Below are 21,359 nucleotides of genomic sequence, written 5' to 3'. Positions count from 1 at the left end.
TGTGCTGGAGTCTTTAAGAAGCAGTTGAGTTGAAGTCTGTTCTATTAGTTCCATAGATTTTTTGATTAAAAATTAAGGATTTTAACGGACTAAAGATTAAAAATCAACTCTTTTGTTCTCTATTTCCTTTAAAGCAATAAATTCCATAGACTCTAAATCTTCAGGGCGATCAATATCTGATAAAAGGGGTAATTCACTCACTGATAAATTGAGAGTTTGACAACACTTGATGGTTGTTTTAAAAACCTTTGAAGTTCCCCAAGGAATATCTTGAAAAAGTTCGGGGATATAATGATTTAATCCAATTAAATAATATCCCCCATCTTTTGCTGGCCCTAGAACAACTGCATGAGTTTCTAAAGCCTTAAATCCTTGAACTAAAATATCAACGGTTAAAAAGGGGCAATCTGTTCCCACCATAATAATATGGGTGTTTTCTTCATGAAATGCTGTTTCAAAAGCGTTTCTCATGCGATCGCCTAAATTCCCAAAACATTGAGCATCATAAATTAAATCCGATCCTAACCAATTCTGCATGACATCTAAATTTCCCCCGGTAAATCGAACTTCTATCGATAGGGGATCTAATGCTTGTAATTCTCGGACTGTAATCAGGGTTTTTTCGGTCATGTGACGATGCAAATTAGCGGCACCTTTTTCTCCTAAAATAGGAATTAATCGGCTTTTAGTTTTACCGGGTTCAGGATAGCGAGTGAAAATGATTAAATGTTTTTTCATGGTTGATTTTAATTAATAAAAAAGATAGAAAATTGGCAAATATCTAAAAAGCTTCAGAGGAGGGAGTTTGTAGTATTCCAATTAAGGATTTGAAAAAACTAGCTAGAGGAACAGCAACTATTAAACCGAGAAAACCTGCCACTCTAGCACCAATTAAAAGGGAAATTAAAATCAAAACGGGGTTTAATCCGGTAAATGTTCCTAGGAGGCGTGGAGCAATTCCATTTTCTACAATTTGATCAACAATAATCGCTGTAATTAAAACTTTTACTCCCAACCAAATACTATTTAAAGCCACTAAAAAGCAAACCAAAATAATCCCCAAACTTCCTCCAAAGGGAAAGAAAGCCATCATCCCGATGACAATTCCAAATAACAATCCAAAGGGAACCTGAATAATTAAGAATGCTAAGGTCATAAATCCCCCTAAAAGTCCAGCGACGGAGGCTTGACCAATAAAATAATTCTTAAAATTTTTTCTTAAAGCACTACGAACAGGAACCCGGATTTTAGTTGGAAATAGTTGATAGAAATCATCCCAAAGCGACTCTCCATGTAATAATAGATAAAAGGTCATAGCTGCAATGATCACAACATCTAATACTCGACCAAAAACGGTTAGAACTCCTCCAATTACATCTCCTCCTAAGGTTTGAACTTGACTGGATAATCGTTCCAATAGTTGAACAGTTACTCCTCCAACATTAACAGGGATATTCCGACTAATTGCCCAAGCTTCAAAGGTTTTAATTTGTTGGTTTCCTGACTCAATCCAACTGGGAAGACGTTCGATTAAGGTATTGAACTGTTGAATAATAATTGGAAACAAAGTGATCCCTAAAATTCCAAAAATAATCAAGGTAATCAATAATACGGCTAAAATGGCTGTGGTTCGTTGCAGTCCATATCGTTGCAGTCTTTGGACTGGATAATCTAAGAGAAAGGATAATAAAATTGCCGTTACAAAAATATGAATGATAGACTTAAAGTATTCTAAAGTCAGCAAGAAGACCCAACCATTTAAAACCAAGGTTGGAATCACTAAGGCAATCAATAATAATTTCAGCCAGTTAGGTTTAGGATTCATGAAATGCTCAAATCAATTCAATCAATTTAGGATTGAGGGCCAATCATTGCCTTCGGCTGTCCAAGTTATTGAGAAATTATATAGCTTTAATTCAATTTTGATGTCTTAATCTTCGTTAAATTTTTCTGATCCTCAGTCTAACCTCTATCGATGATTTAGGTCGATTAAAGCTCTGTCCATTGGCAGAATTGTTAAGCAGATGACTTGCACGTTAAAAATAGATTTCTTATCCTGTAGAATACCTTAATCATTAGGTTTTAGATGGAACCTAAGTTTACCCTTTTAAGGATCTATGTTCACCCTATCTCAAATTAATCGTTTTCTACTGGGTAAACCGTTACCCACCAGTGCCTATAGTCATGAACGCCTAACCAATTTTGCAGCCTTAGCCATTTTAGCATCCGATGCCTTATCCTCTGTGGCCTATGCAACGGAGGAAATTTTATTGGTTTTAGTCGCTGCGGGAAGTAGTTCTTTAGGACTCTCTTTACCCATTGCGGGGGGTATTATTTTACTGTTATTTGTAATTACCTTATCTTATCGTCAAACAATTCGTGCCTATCCTCAAGGAGGAAGTGCCTATTTAGTGGCGAAGGAAAACTTGGGACTTCATGCTGGGTTAGTCGCCGCCGCTTCGTTATTAATTGATTATGTTCTGACGGTCACAGTAAGTATTTCAGCAGGAATTGCCGCCCTAACCTCTGCCATTCCTGCTCTTGATGGCTACACCATTGAACTGTGTTTACTTGCGGTGGTGTTGTTAATGGTTGCGAATTTACGGGGGGTTCGGGAAGCGGGACGGATTTTTATGATCCCAACCTATAGTTTTATTATCAGTGTGTTTGTGTTAATGGGTTTAGGTTTTTATAAATACTCAACAGGTCAGGTAATAGCAACGGTTCCCATACTTCCTGTCAGTCAACCCTTAAGTTTATTCTTGGTTTTACGCGCATTTGCGGCCGGATGTACCGCTTTAACGGGGGTTGAAGCAATTTCTGATGGCGTGTTAGTTTTTAAACCCCCGGAATGGAAAAATGCCCGCACGACATTATTGTGGATGGGGGGAATTTTAGGGTTAATGTTTATTGGGATTACCTATTTAACCCAAGCGTATCATATTATTCCCGAAGAAGGACAAACAACGGTTTCTTTACTGGCACGAGAAATTTTTGGTAATGGTTTTTTCTACTATTTTCTACAATTAGCCACCTTATTTATTTTGTTACTAGCAGCTAATACCAGTTATGCCGATTTCCCGCGATTATCTTATTTAGTTTCACGAGATGGATTTTTACCTCGTCAATTATCCTTGTTAGGAGATCGTCTGGTTTATGCTAATGGAATTCGGTTATTAAGTCTTTGTGCTGCTGTTCTGATTATTATTTTTAAAGGTCAAGTGAATGCTTTAATTCCTCTGTATGCGGTGGGTGTGTTTACTTCTTTTACCTTATCTCAATCAGGAATGGTGATTCATTGGTTTAAGAGTAAATCATCCCGATGGCAACAAAGCGCCGTCATGAATGGTGTGGGAGCCTTAACAACAGCAATAGTTTTAGGGGTAATTGTTGCTACTAAATTTTTATTGGGAGCTTGGTTAGTGGTCTTGGCAATCCCTTTATTAGTGATCCTATTTTTAAAGATTCATAGTCATTATGAAAATCTTGCTAAACATTTCCGAGATGAGGAACTTTCACCTTATCGCTGTCCTTTACCTGCCCCAGATACCACTATTAAACATTCTGCCATTGTTTTAGTAGGATATCCCAATCGGGGCACCTTAGAAGCCTTAGATTATGCGCGTTTAGTTGCCCAAGAAATTGTAGCAATTCATGTTGATATTGGGACAACGAATCAAACGGCTTTGCGACGACGATGGGAAGATTTAGAAATTCATGTTCCTCTCGTTATTTTGGATTCTCCTTATCGTTCAGTTGTACAACCGATTCTGACATTTGTGAGTGAATTTGAAGCTGAACGTCCTTACGGTTTTTCAACGGTGATTATTCCCTCAATTGTTACTCGCTATTGGTGGGAAGAACTGCTACACAACCAAACGGCTTTATTTATTCGTCAAGCCTTGCGAAGTAATCAATGTCGGATTGTAACTACTGTGCGATACTATGTTTAAAAAGAATGCTACAAAAGGGAACTGGGAACTCGGAACTGGGAACAGACAGCAAAAGAAAATAGGGAATAGGAAAAAGTCATTAACCACCCGCGTTCCCCGTTCCCTTAATCACCAGCCCCTTCAATAACCGAAAAGAGGCTCAAAAACAGTATTGTTGAATACAGAAAATCTGTTAAAAATCTATCAAAAATTGTTAACACTTTAGTTAACAATCAGCCACCTACTAGCACCCCTTTGAAGGTGTTGAACTAGCCGTAACTTCTAGTTGATGATGTCAGCCCTTCATCAACTAGCACAAACTGAGAGTTAAGCACGGGGCTTTTCTCGAAGGGTGATTAACACTATCACTCGGATATAACGTTGAACTCAAAAAATAGAACCCGTGATTGATTCTGTAACTGATTAACCATCACTCCCTAGAATTGTGCGATTCATTTCCTGTACTGACATCAATTCCTAAATCCAACACAATGTTTATTCCGAAAACACCTCAATATCCAGGAAAACGGCGACAGCAAAGGACAAGTCGTTTCACCGCTAAAATCAATAGTCTAATCCTGAAATTACAGCATTCTCGATGGCTGTCTCCAAGTTGGTTAGCCTGTATCCCGTTAACGGCGATTATCGTTGGGGTATGGGGTTTTGCCGCCGTTGCTCAAGAAAATGCTCCCCCCCTCACCCCAGAAATTGTTCAGGGTTATTTAAACATTGCGTGGGTTTTAGTCGCTTCCATTTTGGTGATTTTTATGAACGCGGGTTTCTGTATGTTAGAAACCGGTTTCTGTCGCCAGAAAAATGCGGTTAACGTTTTAGCGAAAAACTTAATTGTCTTCGCCTTAGCGACCCTAATTTTCTGGGCTTTTGGATTTTCCTTTATGTTTGGCGGGGAAAACCCCTTCATTGGAGGTGGTGGCTATTTCCTCACCGGACAGTCAGAAACCTACGGTTTAAGCCCCTTTCCCGCAGGATTACCTGTTCCTTTACTGTTCCTGTTCCAAGTCGCTTTCGCTGGCACAGCTGCAACCATTGTATCGGGGGCTGTGGCTGAACGCATTGAATTTATTGCCTTTTTGCTTTTTAGCTTGCTTCTGGTTGGGATTTCCTACCCCATTACAGGTCACTGGGTTTGGGATAGTGCGGGATGGTTAGCCCAAGCCGGATTTAAAGATTTTGCAGGTTCAACGGTGGTTCACTCCGTTGGTGGTTGGGCGGCCTTAATGGGGGCTGCGTTCCTTGGCCCCCGTTTAGGGAAATATGGGGCTGATGGACAATCTCGCGCCATTCCCGGTCATAACATGAGTATTGCCACCCTGGGCTGTTTAATTCTGTGGATAGGCTGGTTTGGATTTAACCCCGGTTCCACTTTAGCCGCCAACGAACAAATCCCCTATATTGCTGTTACAACCAACTTAGCCGCAGCGGCGGGCGGGGTTACTGCAACGGCTACATCCTGGTTTAAGGATGGTAAACCCGATTTATCCATGATTATTAACGGGATTTTAGCGGGTTTAGTGGCAATTACCGCAAGCTGTGATTCTGTTAGCTATTTGAGTGCTGTGATTATTGGTGGCTTGGCTGGGGTAATTGTTGTCTACTCTGTGGGTTTCTTTGACCGCATCAAAATTGATGACCCCGTTGGTGCAACGTCTGTTCACTTAGTCTGTGGCGTTTTTGGAACCTTAATGGCTGGAGTTTTTGGCGGTGCTAATTTAATAGTACAAATTCTCGGTATTCTCTCCATTGGCGGGTTTACCGTTGTTCTGAGTACGATTTTCTGGTTAGCCCTCAAAGCCACCGTTGGGTTACGGGTTCATCCTGAACAGGAATTTGAAGGCTTGGATATCGCCGAACACGGGATGGAAGCCTACGCAGGATTCCTCAAAGATGACGTTGGCCCCGGTCTAGGCAGTTCGGGCTCTAGTTTTCCCGGTAAAGGGAGTAGCGTTAGTAGTCGTTATTAATTAGAGTGCGGAGTGCGGAGTGCGGAGTTAGGAGTGCGGAGTGCGGAGTGCGGAGTTAGGAGTGCGGAGTGCGGAGTTAGGAGTGCGGAGTGCGGAGTGCGGAACCCGAACCTAATTATTTCCCCCTCGTCTCCCCCTCCCTCTTCTCCCTCTCCCGTCTCCCCGTCTCCCCCCGTCCCCTTGTCTCCCCGTCCCCCCGTCCCCTTGTCTCCCCGTCCCCTTGTCTCCCCCTCCCCAAGCCGGGGTATTTTTTTTGCCCATTTCAGGGAAAGGGATGTTAAATGTTAAATGGACGGATTAGGTTGAGTCAGTCTTGTTTAAGCAGTATTGGAATCCAGTGTTCATTCGCTCAAAAACGATTCCCCATTGGGCTTGGATATCTTTAATCAGCAATGGGTTACTCTTATTGATCATTCTGGGATTGATAATGCAGAGGCAATCTGTTTCAGGTGCGACTACATCATCGTTAACGGATGCTCTTGGGGCTACTCAGTTACAATCAACATCGGACTCGGCTTTAATCAATGCGGTCGGTGTCCCTCGTCATCGCTGGACGTATGAACAGTGGGTTGAACAGTTGAAGCGGGAAGCGAATGCTATTGCGGAACGCTCACCGGAACATTTACGGATTTTGGCGGGAGATTCCTTAAGCTTGTGGTTTCCATCTGAACTTTTACCCCCAGAACAAACTTGGTTAAATCAAGGGATTTCTGGGGAAACTTCCGCCGGATTATTAAAGCGAATTAAGTTGTTTGATATTACTCAACCGGACACTATTTTTGTCATGATTGGGATTAATGATTTAATTCGGGGGGTAGACGATACAACACTGTTAAATAATTATCGGGAAATTATTCGAGATTTACGTTGGGTACATCCTGATACTCAAATTGTTGTCCAATCTATTCTTCCCCATAGTGGTAAACAGTCTAGTTGGGAAGGGCGTGACCGTTTATTAAAAATTTCCAATGAACGGATTCGGAATCTCAATCAATCGTTAAAATTAATAGCGGAGGAAGAAGGAGCTTATTATTTTAATTTACATTCCTTATTTACCGATGCCGACGGCAATTTAAGGCCGGAGTTAAGCACGGATGGTTTACATTTAAGTCAACAAGGTTATTTAGTTTGGAGTTCGGCTTTAAAACTCTATACTCAAATTGCCTTAGAGCCATCTTCTAACCCTTAATATTATGAATCATCTCAAAGTTATTATTATTGGTGCAGGAATTGGAGGATTAACCGCAGGTTTAACCCTGCGACGGGCAGGATATGCCATTGAAATTTATGAAAAAACAAACGAAATTCGTCCCGCAGGTGCCGGAATTTCAATTTGGTCAAATGGGGTTAAAGTTCTTAATAGTTTAGGTTTAGGTGATGAAGTTGCTAAAATTGGGGGACTGATGGATGTGATGGAATATCGCAGTCATCGCAATGAATTATTAAATCGAATTTCTCTACATCCGGTGATAGAAACGGTCGGACAACGACCTTATCCCGTTTCTCGGACGGAATTACAATCTTTACTCTTAAAAGCGTTTAATAACGAGACGGAAACAGTTAAACTCAATGCTCAATGTATTGGAATTGAGCAAGATGAACATCGAGTCACCGCCTATTTTGCTGATGGATATCAAACCAGTGGCGATGTGTTAATTGCGGCGGATGGAATTCATTCTAAGTTGCGCGATTATGTTGTTGGTCATCCGGTAGAATTGCGGTATGCTGATTATGTTAATTGGAATGGTTTAATCAAAATTCAGGAAGATTTAGGCGATAAAAATACCTGGGTAATTTATGTCGGAGAAGGCAAACGTGCCTCGATGATGCCGATAGGAAATAATCGATTTTATTATTTCTTTGGTTGTCCGATGGCAAAAGGAACTTGGGTTGAACCTGAGTATCGTCAACAGGAATTAAAACAGATTTTTATGGGATGGCCGTTCCCTGTTCAACGATTAATTGAACGTCTTAATCCTTATGAGTCAAACCGTTTAGAAATACATGATTTAGATCCCTTAGAAACCTGGGTTCGAGGTCGAGTTGCATTGTTAGGAGATGCGGCTCATGCTACGACTCCAACCCTAGGACAGGGAGGGTGTCAAGCGATGGAAGATGCCGAAATATTATCTCGATTTTTATTAACGATTAATTTAGGCGTAGAATATGCGTTAAAACGATATGAAACAGAGCGCAAAGAACGCACGTCAACCTTGGTTCTGAAAGCTCGAAAACGTGCAGATATGATTTATGGTAAAGACCCAGAATTAACTCAAAAATGGTATGAACAACTGAAACAAGAAACGGAACGTGATGTTACGGATGCTTTATGCAAAACAATTCTGGGAGGGCCATTTAAGTAAACGATTAGAAACCGGGTTTCTGAAACTTATTTTAACCTTTCAATTTTTATCTTATGGTTGCTAAACTCACAACTCATGTATTAGATACGGCTAACGGTCGTCCTGCTGCTAATTTAAGGATTGAATTATGGCAAATTAATGTAGAAACAGGAGAACGAATTCCGTTAAAAACAGTAGTTACCAATTCCGATGGGAGAACCGACAATCCTTTATTAACAGAAACAGACTTAAACAGAGGAATTTATGAATTAGTCTTTGCGGTGGGAGACTATTTTAAAACCCAATATCAATCTCTACCTCAACCCTTATTTTTAGATCAAATTCCCATCCGATTTGGCATTGCTGACCCCACCGTCGCCTATCATGTTCCGTTATTAGTTTCACCTTGGTCTTATAGTACCTATCGAGGCAGTTAGAGATGACAGCTACTATTTTATTATCCCAACTCAATCAAATGTCTCAAACGGAATTTATCTCAACATTAGGAGCTATTTTTGAAGCATCTCCTTGGGTTGCTGAACAAGCTGGGTTAAAACGACCTTTTGAAGATATCCCCTCATTATATCAAACAATGGTTGATATTGTTAAAAATAGTGATTCACAACAACAACTCGCGTTAATTTGCGCTCATCCTGACTTAGGAAGTAAAGCAAAAATGGCAGAAGCCTCGGTTAAGGAACAAGCAGGAGTTGGGTTAAATTGTTTAACCCCTTCTGAATATGAACACTTTTATCAATTAAATAAAAATTACAAAGATAAATTCGGTTTTCCGTTTATTATTGCTGTTAAAAATCATACAAAAGCGAGTATTTTATCAGCTTTTGAACAACGGCTTAATCATTCTATTGAGGAAGAAAAAATAACCGCTTTAGAAGAAATTTATAAAATTGCTCAATTTCGTCTTTATGAAAAGTTGAACCATAACCTATCTTCGTAACATACACTCTAATATTAGATTAGAACATCGCTCTATCATGACAAACTTAAAACTTTTTCGCTCCTCATTTTTAGACTTTATTGCTGATCCCTTTTATGAATCAGAAGAGAACAGCGTTCGTTATATTCCTGATGGATTATTAGTGGTAGAAGCAGGCATTATTAAAGATTTTGATCATTATAGCATTTTAAAAGACAAATATCAAGGATTTCCCCTTACCCATTATCCCGATTTATTAATTATGCCAGGGTTCATTGATACCCATATTCATTTTCCTCAAACCGAAATGATTGCCTCCTATGGAAAACAACTGTTAGACTGGTTAAATCAATATACGTTTCCCACAGAACGGAAATTTAGTAGTCGAGAATATGCTCAAAAAATTGCTGCATTTTTCCTCGATGAACTCCTCAAAAATGGAACCACAACTGCCTTAGTTTTTGCTACGGTTTTTCCCCAGTCCGTTGAGGCTTTTTTTGAAGAAGCTTATCAGCGAAATTTACGGATGATTTCGGGTAAAGTGATGATGGATCGTCATGCACCGGATTATTTAAAAGATACCCCAGAAACCTCTTATCAAGAAACGAAACAATTAATTCAAACATGGCATAAAAAAGGACGTTTACTGTATGCTATTACCCCTCGATTTGCGATTACATCGAGTCCTGAACAGTTGAAATTAGCGGGAAAATTATTAACAGAATTTCCTGATGTTTATTTACAAACCCATCTTTCAGAAAATCTTAAAGAAGTTGAATTTGTGGCTGAGTTATTTCCCGAAGCTCAACACTATTTAGACGTTTATGCTCAAGCGGGTTTAGTGGGAGACCGTTCAATTTTCGCTCATAGTATTCATTTAAGCGATGATGAATTTAAACGGTTATCCGAGGCAAAATCGGCGATCGCATTTTGTCCAACATCTAATTTATTCTTAGGAAGTGGACTGTTTAAACTGCACAAAGCTAAATCTAAAATTCATCCTATTAACGTAGGTTTAGGAAGCGATATTGGTGCGGGAACCAGTTTTTCCCTCCTTCAAACTGCCAATGAAGCTTATAAAGTTGCCCAATTACAAAGCCAAACATTATCCGCCTTTCAAGCCTTATTTTTAGCAACATTAGGGGGAGCAAAAGCATTAAAAGTAGAGCATAAAATTGGCAACTTTGAAATTGCAAAAGAAGCGGATTTTATTGTCTTAGACTGTAACGCAACCTCGTTAATGGACTTAAAAAATCAACAAATTTTAGACAATCAAACCCGCCTAGAAATAGCCGAAAAAGTCTTTACACTGATTATATTAGGAGATGATCGAGCCATTCAAGCAACGTATATTATGGGAGAGATGGCATATACCAAAAAATAGGATAGAATAAATTCAATTAGCTGGCAAATGGTAATATGAATTCTACTGCTATTGTCACAACTTACGGTGATACCCTCAATGTTCGTTCGACTCCAAATGGTGAAATTGTTGAGGTTTTACAAAATGGAACCCCGGTTACAATTAGTGGAGAGTCTGTGAATGTCGAGGGTGAAATGTGGACACCCATCGGGACAAATCGTTGGGTTGCTGCGAAATTTTTAACGATTATTAACTCTGATATTTTAAACCTTCCAGGCTCTAAAATTGTGGCGACACAAACTCAGGAACAAATTGGAGGCGGTTTACAAGTTTATCAAACCCAATTAATCGATAATATCGGCAAAATTATTAATACTGTGCGTTGTGTTTCCGGGCGCATTGGTCAACAAATTCCCTCCGATGAACCGGGTTCTCAAACGCCTTTACCCTTTGGAATTTATACCTTTGATGCTCCGGGTGTTGTAGAAGAAGCACCCGGAGAATTTGGGGGGGTTTGGTCAGGAATTACACCCACTTTTCCCACCCAACGATTAGGGTTAGGGGTACATTATGATCCTTCGGCTTTTTCCTATGTTTCTCAAACGGGAACATCAGGATGTTTAGCCACCCCAACCATCGAAGAACGAGAGATAATGACATCATTTATTCTGCAATATCAACCGACCCATTTAATCGTTCAAAAGGCGGATTAAACTTGAACAGAATTTAAGAGTTAAACTGTTGTAAACGAGCCAGATTTTTGGTGAAAATCTGAATTTCTAGGTTATCATTTTCTCGTTCAATTACAGAACGTTTCACCTGACCTAAATAGAGGGGTTGAGACACTTCTGCATTCGGGTGAACCAGAGTTCGGGCACGAATTAACAACGCTTCTTGGAATTGTCCACCTCGTCCAGGAGAATATAAATTCGCCGCCGCTTGACGTAATGTGGCGTTTAATTGAGTTTCGGTAATATTAGGAGGAACGGCAATTACAATTTGTCTACCACCATCATCAAAAACACGGGTATAAGGTAATGCGCCCGGAATTTCAACATGATAAAATAGACCTAAACTTAAGCCAAAAACTCCGACGGTTAAAACCCCTGTAAAGGCCGTGATTCCAACTAATCTAAACCGAATTCCCCATTTAAAAATAAAAGCTAAAGCCGTAATTCCGGCAAAAGCTAAAGTCGCAATTCCAACCCACTTAGAAAGCTCTAGCCAATCTGTTGTTGATAACGGGAAGTTCATGATGGTGATTCAAGAAAAAACGTCTAAACTTCTAGCTTAATCTTAAACGGGTTCATTTGGGATGAAAATTAATCAATCTCTCTTTAACCCTTAGATTTGTAGCCTATAGTGCTAGGGAATACGAAACAGGGTTGCAAAACCTTTTTATTCGGTTTTCGCAGGAAGAGAAGTTTTAGACTGGGGTTTAACGGCTAAATTTTGAGTTAATGAGGTTAAATCTGAAGGAAGTACAACAATCGTTGTGGTATTATTTTCGGTGCCAATTTCCGATAACATTTGCAACCGTCTTAACTCTAAAGCAGCCGGATTTTTCATAATCAGTTGAGAGGCTTCTGCTAATTTAATTGAAGCTTCTTGTTCCGCTTCAGCTTTAATTAAACGCGCTCGTTTTTCGCGGAACGCTTCGGCTTCTTTAGCCATAGCGCGTTGCATAGAAGTGGGAATTTCAACATCTTTCATTTCCACCCGTTCAATTATAATTCCCCAGGATTCTGTCATCTCATCAACAACTTCTTGAATTTTATGATTAATTTTATCTCGATTTTGTAAAACATCATCCAAACTGTTTTGACCGATGACATTCCTCAAGGTTGTTAAAGCGGCTTGATAAACAGCTTTTCCATAATTTTCGACTTTAACAATTGCCTTAGACGGGTCAATTAAACGGTAATACAAAACTGCATTGACTCGAATGGTAACACTATCCGATGTAATCGTTTCTTGGGGTTCAATGTCAACGGTTTTTGTTCTAATATCGACTTGAACTTTTTGATCAATGGCTGGAATAATCCAATATAAACCCGGCCCTTTCACCGCCTGCACTCGCCCTAATCTGAAAACAACTCCCCGTTGATATTCTCGATCTAATTTAAACCCTGCAATTGTTAAATAAGTCAGTAGAATAAAAGCAGATCCAAACAGGTAACTCATGATTTTGGCTCTCCAATGCTAATTCTAGTATAAAGAGCAACAGAAATTAAGCTCAAATTCTTAATAAATTTTTAGGATAAGACATAGAAGCCTAATTATTGATCTCTCTTCTCTATCGGCAATTTTAAGGCAAATTATACCAACTTTGTAGTGCTAATCGATGCACTTCTAACCAACTAATCTTATGCTGTTTAGCAAGTTTAGCACAATCTTCATATTCTGGTTGAACATTCGTAATCTTTTCTCCCGAAAATCCGACCTTAATGCGAACAACACCATAAGGGGTTTGAACCGTTTGAATATCCCGTTTGAGAATACTGCGATTTTGCAGAGTATGACGAATTCCTAAAGTTGTCGTTTCTCGAAATAATATCGCTTCACAAGCTTGACGGTCTTCGGGATGACAAATAATCGTCAATAAGACTCCTAAACGAGACTTTTTCATGGTAATGGGTTGACTAAAAACGTCAATTGCTCCCGCTTGAAATAACAACTCAAACGTATAAGAAATTACTTGAGGGCTTAAATCATCAATCTGAGTTTTTAAGACCGAAATTGTTTCTGAAATTGTTTGAATTTCTGGATTAATTTTTGAATCAATATCAGAATTATAAAGTTGGTTCTGTTCTCCAATCCAAAGCCGTAAAATATTAGGAATGGCAAAATCCTGAGAACCTGCCCCTAAGCCAATGGTTTGAATCGATAAAGCCGGAGGTTCTCCAAAATATTGAGCTAAAGTCACCGCAATAGCAGCCCCCGTTGGTGTAACTAATTCCCGTTCAATTCCATTGCTATAAATCGGAACTTTCCCCAGTTCAAATAACTTTAAAACCGCCGGAGCCGGAACGGGTAATTGACCATGAGCCGCCCAAACTGTCCCTCCTCCTGTGGGTAATTTTGAGCAGTAAAATTGATCAATATTCAACCAATCTAAACCCAAACAAGTTCCCACAATATCCACAATGGCATCCGTCGCCCCCACTTCATGAAAATGCACTTCTTCTAAGGGAATGCCATGAACAGCCGCCTCTGCTTCTGCTAATTTCCGAAAAATTGCTAAACTCCAAACTTCTACCTGTTTCGGTAATTTCCCTTTAAGAATAATATCTTCAATATCGGATAAATGACGGGTGGGGCTGAGGTCATGGGTGGGATGAATTTCATCTTGATGCAGATGATTGTGAGCCTGATCCTGATTATGATGGGAATGGATGTTTTTTGGGGAGAGTTGCTGTTGAGTTAAATTGACAGAAACTTTAGTGGCCAACTGTCCTTGACGACGAACAGATTTGACTTTAAACTGATATTCCGCCCCAATTCCCAGTAAATCTAACTTTTCCTTTAAATAATCGATGGGAACCCCGGCATGAACTAAAGCCCCTAGGCACATATCCCCAGAAATCCCAGTGGGACATTGAAAATAAGCAATTTTAGCCATAATTTGTCGTTAGTCTGTTAGTCTTAAAATCACTATAAAATTTATTCTCTAAAATACAACATTTGACTATGGCAATTCTGTACGAGCTTCACCCCCAAAACCCTCAAGAACGCACCCTTGAAAAAATCAAAGATGCCCTCAAGGATGGCGCGTTGATGCTATATCCGACGGATACGGTCTATGCCATTGGCTGTGATTTAACCGTTAAGTCGGCCATTGAACGAGTCCGACGCATTAAGCAACTCTCCAATGATAAACCCTTGACCTTCCTCTGTTCGTCCTTATCGAATATTACTGATTATGCCATTGTCAGTGACTCAGCTTATCGGTTAATTAAACGCTTAATTCCAGGGACATACACTTTTTTATTACCCGCAACTAAATTAGTTCCTAAATTAGTTATGTCTCCCAAACGCAAAACCACCGGAATTCGGGTTCCTAATCATCAAGCGTGTTTATCAATTATTGAAACTTTAGGCAATCCAATTATTTCAACTTCTGCCCATATTACCACAGAAGAAGAAGGTCAAGCTCCGATTGCGCTACCCATAGAAGGTCAAATTGATAAAGCCAAATTGTACGATAGTTTAGGAAAATTAGTTGATATTATTGTTGATGATACCTCAGATCCGGGTTATCAAGTTTCAACGATTATTGATTTAACCGCCGATGAACCTGTTATTGTTAGAAAAGGTCAAGGATGGGAAGAAGCAGAAGAGTGGTTGGAAGGATGAGGGCTTAAACCGTTTTTTGAATCATTAACTGATAGCCTTGATGCAAAGTTTTTACAGGTTTAGAAATAGTGTTCAGAAATTTATCAATGCCTTGACGAGTATCTTCTTCGGGATTTTCAGGATCTCGATATTCGTAATCATCAAAAATCATAATTCCTTCCGGTTTCAGTAATTGCCAAGATAGTAACGCATCTTGCAAAACCACTGAGGCTAAATGACAGCCATCAATATAAACAAAATCGTAGGTATGAGGGCAAAGAGTGGGTAATATTTCTTGAGAATAGCCCTCTAATTTAATTACTTTTTCCGATGCTCCAGTTTTAACGATATTTTGATCAAATTCCGTTTTAAAACTTAAGTCTATACAAGTCATTTTTGCCGTTGGGTGGGTTAAAATATGATCCAGTAACCAACAAGCAGACATCCCTTGAAAACTGCCAATTTCTAAGCCTTGAATCTGAGGACGATGAGCGAAAGCATGAAGGGCTTTATCCCACTTCGGAATATTCACGCTAAACCAATCTTTGGTAAAGTGATAATTCTTCTCGCTGCTGGCATTCCATCCCCTTAATTGATGGGATTTCTGATGACATTGAATCGATCTTTCGAGTTCCCCAATTTCTGATAAAAAGTTACCTAAATGGGTATGAGAATGGGGTAAATTAACGTTTATGTTTAAAGCTTTTTCTGAAACGGCGATCGCTTCTTCCCATTGTTTTGTATAACTATAAGCTCGACTTAAAGATAAATAGATAAATGGGTTCTTATCTTCTAATTTTAGAGCTTCTTGGTAAAAGGTGATCGCCATATCCCATTGTTGTAATTTAAACTTAATTTCTGCAATTTGAAAATAAGGTAAATAAGCTTTAGGATTTAAGGCAATCACACGCTTATAAGCCTGAATTGCATTTTCCCATTTGCCTAATTGTTTATTAATATTCCCCAACGCCATATAAGAGGGAAAAAATTGATCATTTCTTTCAACGGCTTGGCTATAAGCTTGAATTGCATTTTCCCATTGTTGCAGTTGATGATAAGCTTCTCCTAGGTTATGATACGCTTCATATCCCTGGGGGTTAGATTGAATGGCATTGCGATAACAAGAAATTGCCTTGTCAATATCCTGTTTTTGAAACAGTCGATTTCCTAAGACTAAATGTTCAGAAAATAGTCCTAAACTGGGTTCTAAATGAAACGCTTTATACCAGAAAATATCCGCTTCATCGAGTTGATTAACTTGAGTCAGAGCTTTTGCTAAATTTCGATAAACAACGGCTATATTAGGATTACATTGAATCGATTTTTGATAATTTAAAATTGCGGTTTCCCAATCTTTTCTTTCAGCAAAAATATCTCCTAAATTTCCATAAGCTTCTGCATAATCCGGCTTTAATTTTAAAGCTTTTTTATACCAAAATTCCGCCTGTTCAAAATCTTCTTGAACTTGCCAAATTACCCCTAATGTTTTACAAATCGGGGCATACTCTGGATCTATATTCATCGCCGCCAAACACACAGACAGCGCTTCATCAACTTGTTGATGTGCTAAATGATAATTTGCCTGTTGATACAAATATTTAACAAAATTCTTGGGATTTAAAGATGAGTCCATTCGATCAGTATTAATCTGGTTTTGGGTCTTGGGTATTAACAGTTGACTGTTAACGGTTAACAGCCAACACCTTTAAAAAGCATTTAACCTAAGCGATGATTACTTTCCATTTGTACAGTCGTTTCTTCAGGAGAAGGAGATGCTAATAAAGGACTATTTTTAGGTTTAAGTACCGCTTGAATTGTTCTTAAAAAACGATTGGGTTTAGTCGCTTGACCATTTAATAATTGACGTTCTTTAACTTTTTTTGCCAAATGTCGCATCACGGATAAATCTAATTCATCAATAAAATGATCCGCAATGCGTTCCCCCATCAATTCAATAGCTTCGGAATACTGTTCCATTAACGATTCTAACGCTTGAGAGGCTTCTGTTGTAATCTCATCAGGAACAGGATTTTGCTGAACAATAGGGGGTTCCGCTTCTACACTCGATTGTACTCGATTTAGGCGACGATTTAAGAAATTTTGATATTCATCAACAGTCATTCCTAAATTATAAACATGATGATGAACGTGATCAATTAAATCCACTTCTGACGGAGTAAATAAACCATCCTGTTTATAAATTCCATGCAAACTTGCCCAAGTTTTTAAGGCGTTGGCATCATGAAGTTGATAACGATCTAACAGTTGAGTGGTTGTCATATTGGTTTCAGGAGTTGGTTTAAAATCACTCATCGATACATCCTCACCAGAATAGGTTAGAGTCAGAAAATTTTAATATAAACTCAATTTTATAGTGTTAGGAAAATTAAAACCCCCGTCAAATTCATTATTTTTTTGTCACCCTGGAAACAAAGTGGATTTTTTCTTCTCTATCAAGATAGAGGATGAGATGTTGTTGAGCAAATGAATGGGAATCACAACCTCAACTTCCGTATTATCTCTGATTTTGGCAAAATTGCATCCGGTTTGGGTCTTGCCTTTTTTTTGGGGGTGAAACTTTGAGCAAAACCCTCCATAATAGAGATATCAATCCTCACCGACTGTGATAATAGAAAGCCTTGCTATGCCAATCTACGATTATTTCTGTCCGAGCAACAACCAAACGATAGAAGTGATGCACTCCTATAGCCGGGAGATCAAAACCTGGGGTGAACTTTGCCAGTTAGCCCAGTGTGAGACCGGAGAGACCCCTGAAGATGCTCCTGTACGTCGTGTCATCAGTGCACCGATGCTTTCGGTTCCCACCTCTAATTCCGATTATAAAAACGCTGGGTTTACGAAATTAGTCAAACGAGACAAAGGAGTCTATGAAAATGTCACCGCATCCGATTAATAGTAGTCTATAATCAATCCTTCTTTTTTTCTTGAGTTTTATCCCCCATAAATCCCTTTAACTTCCTGTAAAAATCAGGATGTTTAAGGGATAATTTATCCGTTTCAGGGGTTTCTAATTCGGAATTGATTTCTGGTTTAATATCTTTTTCTATTGTTTTTTGTTGGGTTTCCTGAGTCGGTAATGATTCGGGATTTTGACTCCTCAGTAATAAATTTTGCGGAAAGCGATGACAAATTAAACGCTCAAAATCAGAAGTAAAATGATAAATGGCTTGTCCCCGACGTTGCCAATAAATTAAGATTTGTTGTACAGAAATCGCTTTATAACGTCCTTGATATAGTGCTTCTAGGATTGCCAAAAACACCCAAGAAGCTTCATATTGTTCTAGCCACTCAGCCACAATTTGTTCAGAAGTCTGATCCGATAAATCAAAACCATAATACTTCAGTAACGCCGAAGCTTCCATAGAAGGCGGGTTCAAAGTTTCGGCTTGGGTTGGGTGGTCTTCCCCATCCGGGAACGGAAATTCTAAAGCAAACACAGCAATCACCTCCTGGGGGTTATCAGTTATCAGTTATCAGTTATCAGTGTAGAGACGTGCCATGGCGCGTCTGTACCAGTTATCAGTTGTCAGTGTAGAAACTTACCATAGTGCCTCTCTACTGAAGTTAATGATTTCCCCCCATCTCCCCTTGTCCCCCCATCCCCTTGTCCCCCCATCCCCTTGTCCCCTTGTCCCCTTGTCCCCCCATCCCCTTGTCCCCCCATCCCCTTGTCCCCCCATCCCCTTGTCCCCCCATCCCCTTGTCCCCCTACTTAAGGTTCCGGTGGAGTTCCAAAATCCGGGTCAGGGGTTCCTACCCAGTTAAAATCGCTAATTCTTAGATTAATACTACCAATGCGGCGCACTGGATTAATGCGTAGAATCACCCCATAGGTGCGACGGCTATATTCTAAAGTGAACTCATTGTTTAATGATAAACCATTCTCTAAATTCACCGCCGATTCAATTCCAGCCCTTAACCCCCCATAAATTTGTTGAACTAATCCCATACTAAGCACTCGTTGATCTACTAAGCGATCAAACAAAAATGGGGATTGTCCATCTAAGAAAACTTGAGTATAAAAGACACTAAATCCTGTATAGTCTAAAAAGTCTTTAGAAAAATGACCCAATTGTCCTTGAAGTCCGACTGATGTACTTAGGTAAGATTGGGAATAATCTTCACTATATTGGGTTGTGACACCCCTCGTAATAAACGCTAATTTCAAAAAGGGAATCACCGGTTGAGGCGTATACCTTAACCCTTCTGTAGCAGTAGGAGGCAATCTTTCTCCTTGCCATAATAAAATCGGATAAATAAAGGTTCCCAAGGCTTCATAGCGATCTAATGTTACCCGATCATTGGGACGAATGGGTTTCAATAATTCAGGGCGATCGGTTTTCGCGTTCACCGATTGATAGGAAGTTTGAAAGCTAAATTGAGCTCCTTGATCATTTAAACGAATCACCGGAGAGGTGAGAACAGCCCCTAAACTACTATGGACGGTACGATAGCCCAAGGTTCCATTAAACAGACGGTTGCGATAACTATATTCTCCGTTGAGGGCAAATCCAGCCCCCAATTGTTGGCGCACTCGAAAACTCCCCCGGATCGCTTCTTCATTGAGATCGGGAAAATTTTCTAAGGTATTGAGGGATAAAAACCCCCTTAATTCCGTTGTCGGGGTAACGGCTCCTGATAATTGGGCTTCTAACCCTAAAGAGGCGGGTTCAAAGGGGGTAAGGTTATCTTGAAAAATTCGTTGGAGTAACAGTCGGGGAGCGACTTGTAAAGTTAATGGGCCCAGGGGAACGGTCGGAAGATTCCCTTGAATAAAATAGCCGCCAAAATCTTTGAGATCATAGCCAATGGAAAAGGGGAGCGGTTGTTTTTCTGTGCGATCGAGGACAGTTCGTTCTCGAAATAAAGGCAGATTCAAGGATTGATCGAGAACTAAGCGCGATCGCGTGGTAATCAGTTCATCTCGCAGGGGGGAAATGCGGTTAAATCGGGCGGTATCAGCCCTGACTTCTAGTTCTGGGGGGGAAAAGGGATCGTTGGTAATTCGGACATTTTGGGCTTCCCATCCCCCATTGCCGAATAAATCAATGCGCTCGGCGGCAAATCTTAGGCGATTAACCGTACCTTGAACCCCAAATAATGACCCCCCTCCGGCGGATACGGTGGCGTTTAATCCGGTATCGGCGGTAACTTTTTGCACCGGTTGGGCGGCGGTAATGCGATCGCTAATGGGGGAGGGAAGGGTGGAGGTCGTACCCGTAACTAAGGGATCAACAATGGCGAGATCGGTGGCGGCGGTGCGGGTGGAAACGGTTCCTTTAGCTTGATACACTGACCCGGTATTCTGCACAAAGTTATAGTCCATGCGATCGCCCCGAATCACCTGATTTCCTCGTGTTAGGGCGACATTGCCTTCGGCGATCACTTGACGGTTGACTAAATTAATTTGGGCTTTATCGGCATCAATTAGGGACTGACGAAACCGCACCATGACGTTGCCTTCGGCGATGACGATTTGCCGTTGTTGATCATATTCTTGCCGATCTGCGGTGATTTCTACGAGATCTTCTGGAGTTGGAACTGGGATAACGGTGGGTTGTTGGGACTGAGGAGGAGGCGTGATGGCAATTTGGTTACAGGTTGGAGTCGGGCAAGAAGCCTCGGTCTGGGGAAAGGAAAAGCTAGAATTAAAGCGATATTGAGTGGGGGAAACGGTTTCGGGTTCCACCGTTGGACTCACAGGCGGGCCGAGTAAGTCTGCGGAGACTTGATAAACTTCCTCTGGTGTAGCTTGAGGGAGGGGATAGGTCAGGGTGGCGTGAGTTGTAACTTTGGGGGAAATTGAGAATGAAGGCGAAGGTTGCCCTAATTCATTGAGAGCCGTTATCTTCCCTGCTTGAATTGTATCTGATGAAGGCAGGGTACGAATCAAAGGAGGCGGTTCAGGGGGCGAGACCGGGTAGGGCATACTTCAGTAACAGAATTCCACACAATAGCCCGAACTCGACGGCATAAGGGACTGGGCTAAAACAATGCCATTAGCCATAAACTCTAGGGGATCATGACTAATGACAATTAAAGGTTTTATCATATCAAGGATTTTGTTCACAGAGGTTGTCGGCATATTAGTTCAATTTTTATGCCCCAACTTCTGTTGAGACAACTTCCACGCTGCTTTATTCTAAGTCTCTGCGTTTGGGGTTCCGCGCCGGGTCATTGGACAAAAATCCAAATACGAATAAAGCAACAAAGAACAGAACGACGATATTAACGATGATTTTTAGCGTCAGCATTGATGAATTTCTCCGGGGCTGCAAGAGTCTATTTAATAAATGTTATGCCGGAAGCACAACTTTATCATCATATCTCAAAATACCCTTTCCTTTAAGGATTCTTTTTCGCCCTCTTGACAAAGGATAACTTTGTGTTACTATTAAACTGGGGGATCTGTGCGCGCCTACAGGGTCTTTTTCCAATCCCCTCGAG

21 protein-coding genes are annotated in these 21,359 nt (G+C 40.3%); 10 read left to right on the top strand and 11 right to left on the bottom strand.

Going from position 1 to position 21,359, the window contains the following annotated elements; translation table 11 throughout:
• Positions 1 to 96: 96 nt before the first annotated feature.
• Together NMK36_RS04200 and NMK36_RS04195 are read right to left on the bottom strand one after the other, a co-directional pair.
• Complete coding sequence (locus tag NMK36_RS04200; protein WP_072720219.1) at positions 97 to 738, bottom strand: TIGR04282 family arsenosugar biosynthesis glycosyltransferase; 642 nt, start codon at positions 736 to 738, stop codon at positions 97 to 99.
• Positions 739 to 781: 43 nt separating this feature from the next.
• On the bottom strand, positions 782 to 1,825 hold the full coding sequence (locus tag NMK36_RS04195; protein WP_072720220.1) for an AI-2E family transporter: 1,044 nt from the start codon (positions 1,823 to 1,825) through the stop codon (positions 782 to 784).
• A 292-nt stretch (positions 1,826 to 2,117) separates the two neighbouring features.
• Between NMK36_RS04195 and NMK36_RS04190 the strand changes: the two genes are divergently transcribed.
• The 8 genes from NMK36_RS04190 (at position 2,118) to NMK36_RS04155 (ending at position 11,269) form a co-directional block, all read left to right on the top strand.
• Positions 2,118 to 3,953 carry an APC family permease gene (locus tag NMK36_RS04190; RefSeq protein WP_072720221.1) on the top strand — a complete coding sequence of 612 codons (1,836 nt, stop codon included), beginning with the start codon at positions 2,118 to 2,120 and terminating at the stop codon, positions 3,951 to 3,953.
• Positions 3,954 to 4,423: 470 nt separating this feature from the next.
• Entirely contained in the window at positions 4,424 to 5,914 is a 1,491-nt protein-coding gene (locus NMK36_RS04185) for an ammonium transporter (RefSeq protein ID WP_254173060.1), read from the top strand.
• Positions 5,915 to 6,341: 427 nt separating this feature from the next.
• Entirely contained in the window at positions 6,342 to 7,103 is a 762-nt protein-coding gene (locus NMK36_RS04180) for an SGNH/GDSL hydrolase family protein (protein WP_083580088.1), read from the top strand.
• A 4-nt stretch (positions 7,104 to 7,107) separates the two neighbouring features.
• A complete protein-coding gene (gene hpxO / locus NMK36_RS04175; protein WP_072720224.1) occupies positions 7,108 to 8,277 on the top strand; it encodes an FAD-dependent urate hydroxylase HpxO in 1,170 nt (389 codons plus the stop codon).
• A gap of 53 nt (positions 8,278 to 8,330) precedes the next feature.
• A complete protein-coding gene (uraH, locus tag NMK36_RS04170; RefSeq protein WP_072720225.1) occupies positions 8,331 to 8,693 on the top strand; it encodes a hydroxyisourate hydrolase in 363 nt (120 codons plus the stop codon).
• Between the two features lie 2 nt (positions 8,694 to 8,695).
• Positions 8,696 to 9,214 (top strand): 2-oxo-4-hydroxy-4-carboxy-5-ureidoimidazoline decarboxylase, encoded by a 519-nt coding sequence (gene uraD / locus NMK36_RS04165; protein WP_072720226.1) that lies wholly within the window; start codon positions 8,696 to 8,698, stop codon positions 9,212 to 9,214.
• 37 nt (positions 9,215 to 9,251) lie between these two features.
• A complete protein-coding gene (guaD, locus tag NMK36_RS04160) occupies positions 9,252 to 10,577 on the top strand; it encodes a guanine deaminase (RefSeq protein ID WP_254173059.1) in 1,326 nt (441 codons plus the stop codon).
• Between the two features lie 35 nt (positions 10,578 to 10,612).
• A complete protein-coding gene (locus NMK36_RS04155; protein ID WP_072720228.1) occupies positions 10,613 to 11,269 on the top strand; it encodes an SH3 domain-containing protein in 657 nt (218 codons plus the stop codon).
• Between the two features lie 13 nt (positions 11,270 to 11,282).
• Here the strand turns inward: NMK36_RS04155 and NMK36_RS04150 are convergent, their stop codons facing one another.
• From NMK36_RS04150 to larC, 3 genes are all read right to left on the bottom strand, one after another.
• Positions 11,283 to 11,810 carry a Ycf51 family protein gene (locus tag NMK36_RS04150; protein WP_254173058.1) on the bottom strand — a complete coding sequence of 176 codons (528 nt, stop codon included), beginning with the start codon at positions 11,808 to 11,810 and terminating at the stop codon, positions 11,283 to 11,285.
• Between the two features lie 144 nt (positions 11,811 to 11,954).
• Complete coding sequence (locus NMK36_RS04145) at positions 11,955 to 12,740, bottom strand: slipin family protein (protein WP_254173057.1); 786 nt, start codon at positions 12,738 to 12,740, stop codon at positions 11,955 to 11,957.
• 124 nt (positions 12,741 to 12,864) lie between these two features.
• Positions 12,865 to 14,178 (bottom strand): nickel pincer cofactor biosynthesis protein LarC, encoded by a 1,314-nt coding sequence (larC, locus tag NMK36_RS04140; RefSeq protein ID WP_254173056.1) that lies wholly within the window; start codon positions 14,176 to 14,178, stop codon positions 12,865 to 12,867.
• 68 nt (positions 14,179 to 14,246) lie between these two features.
• Here larC and NMK36_RS04135 point away from each other — a divergent pair, with 68 nt between their 5' ends.
• Positions 14,247 to 14,912 carry an L-threonylcarbamoyladenylate synthase gene (locus tag NMK36_RS04135; protein ID WP_072720232.1) on the top strand — a complete coding sequence of 222 codons (666 nt, stop codon included), beginning with the start codon at positions 14,247 to 14,249 and terminating at the stop codon, positions 14,910 to 14,912.
• A gap of 4 nt (positions 14,913 to 14,916) precedes the next feature.
• On the opposite strand, the gene NMK36_RS04130 is transcribed toward NMK36_RS04135, so the two are convergent.
• A complete protein-coding gene (locus NMK36_RS04130) occupies positions 14,917 to 16,524 on the bottom strand; it encodes a tetratricopeptide repeat protein (RefSeq protein ID WP_254173055.1) in 1,608 nt (535 codons plus the stop codon).
• Positions 16,525 to 16,607: 83 nt separating this feature from the next.
• On the bottom strand, positions 16,608 to 17,204 hold the full coding sequence (locus tag NMK36_RS04125) for a hypothetical protein (RefSeq protein WP_072720234.1): 597 nt from the start codon (positions 17,202 to 17,204) through the stop codon (positions 16,608 to 16,610).
• Positions 17,205 to 17,535: 331 nt separating this feature from the next.
• On the opposite strand from NMK36_RS04125, the gene NMK36_RS04120 reads away from it, so the two are divergent.
• Positions 17,536 to 17,805: a zinc ribbon domain-containing protein gene (locus NMK36_RS04120; protein WP_072720235.1), complete on the top strand. Its 270-nt coding sequence runs from the start codon at positions 17,536 to 17,538 to the stop codon at positions 17,803 to 17,805.
• 13 nt (positions 17,806 to 17,818) lie between these two features.
• Here NMK36_RS04120 and NMK36_RS04115 read toward each other — a convergent pair whose 3' ends face one another.
• The 4 genes from NMK36_RS04115 to NMK36_RS04100 all read right to left on the bottom strand — a co-directional run bounded on the left by NMK36_RS04115 (position 17,819) and on the right by NMK36_RS04100 (position 21,166).
• Positions 17,819 to 18,349, bottom strand: coding sequence for a hypothetical protein (locus NMK36_RS04115; protein WP_139295106.1), 531 nt, complete (start codon positions 18,347 to 18,349; stop codon positions 17,819 to 17,821).
• A gap of 275 nt (positions 18,350 to 18,624) precedes the next feature.
• Positions 18,625 to 20,841 carry a DUF3769 domain-containing protein gene (locus NMK36_RS04110; RefSeq protein ID WP_254173054.1) on the bottom strand — a complete coding sequence of 739 codons (2,217 nt, stop codon included), beginning with the start codon at positions 20,839 to 20,841 and terminating at the stop codon, positions 18,625 to 18,627.
• Positions 20,842 to 20,844: 3 nt separating this feature from the next.
• Positions 20,845 to 20,997 (bottom strand): hypothetical protein, encoded by a 153-nt coding sequence (locus NMK36_RS04105; protein ID WP_186440398.1) that lies wholly within the window; start codon positions 20,995 to 20,997, stop codon positions 20,845 to 20,847.
• Positions 20,998 to 21,049: 52 nt separating this feature from the next.
• Positions 21,050 to 21,166, bottom strand: coding sequence for a photosystem II reaction center protein I (locus tag NMK36_RS04100; RefSeq protein WP_072720239.1), 117 nt, complete (start codon positions 21,164 to 21,166; stop codon positions 21,050 to 21,052).
• Between the last annotated feature and the right edge of the window lie 193 nt (positions 21,167 to 21,359).

The organism is Planktothrix pseudagardhii, assembly GCF_904830925.1.
Lineage (GTDB): Bacteria > Cyanobacteriota > Cyanobacteriia > Cyanobacteriales > Microcoleaceae > Planktothrix > Planktothrix tepida.
Note: the sequence above shows the minus strand (reverse complement) of the source record. Positions and strands in the feature narration are given on the sequence as shown.